The organism is Deinococcus multiflagellatus (assembly GCF_020166415.1).
Lineage (GTDB): Bacteria > Deinococcota > Deinococci > Deinococcales > Deinococcaceae > Deinococcus > Deinococcus multiflagellatus.
In genome coordinates this window covers 1-920 of the sequence record NZ_JAIQXV010000066.1, presented here as the reverse complement: position 1 = coordinate 920, position 920 = coordinate 1, and the positions used below count along the sequence as shown (strand labels likewise).

Sequence of the window (920 nt, the reverse complement as noted above, 5' to 3'; positions counted from 1 at the left end):
CCCACCAGCCAGTCCTGCACCACCTTCGCTTTATGGGTGACGTAATTGTCCAGGATCAAATGAACGTCCAGATCCGCAGGGACGTTCTGGTTCACTTCCTCCAGAAAGGCTTTGAACTCTTCCGAACGATGCCGGGGATAACACTTCCCAATGACAGTCCCCACCTGCGCGTTCAAGGCTGCGAAGAGCGTCGTCGTGCCATGCCGCACATAATCGTGTGCCCGCTTCTCAATTTCCCCTGGCTGCATGGGGAAGACCCCGCCGTTGCGCTCCAGCGCCTGAATCTGGGGCTTCTCGTCGACACACAGCACCAGGGCTTTTGCCGGTGGGCTCAGGTACAAGCCGACGATGTCCCGCACTTTCTCAATGAACAAGGGATCCTGCGACAGCTTGAACGATTCGGACAAATGCGGTCGCAGTCCGAAAGCACGCCAGATGCGGAAGACCGCATTCTGGGTCATCCCGCTGGCCTGCGCCATGCTTCGCGTCGTCCAGTGCGTCGCATTCGCAGGCACGCTGTCCAGCGTCAGGCGGATCAGCCGCTCAACGTCGTCATCCTGAATCTTCCGTGGGGCACCAGGTTTGGGTGCATCACGCAGGCCCGCGATGCGGTCCTGGACAAATCGTTGCCGCCATGTGCGCACGGTATGCCGGCATACGCCCAACTGCTCCCCAATCTGGGTCAGTGACGTATATGGCTGCTCAGCGCTCAGCAGGATCAGTTGTGCTCGGGCGGCCAACCCTCTCAGGGTTTTCCGACGACGGGCCAGCTCAGTCAAACGCTGCTGTTCTTCGGGGCTCAGGACGATGTGCGGTGGACGAGGCTGGCGGGCCATGTGACACCTCCACCCTCAGCTTCTTCCTCTCGAAACCACCTGTCAACGTTTTTCTCGATCAGACCACTAGCACGACTTAAACAC

Annotated in this window: 1 protein-coding gene; it reads right to left on the bottom strand. The window is 59.5% G+C overall.

Features of this window, described 5'->3' with window-relative positions:
- Positions 1–836, bottom strand: an 836-nt coding sequence (locus K7W41_RS23320) for an IS630 family transposase (protein WP_224612934.1), incomplete at its 3' end; no start/stop codon positions are given.
- Positions 837–920: the final 84 nt, after the last annotated feature.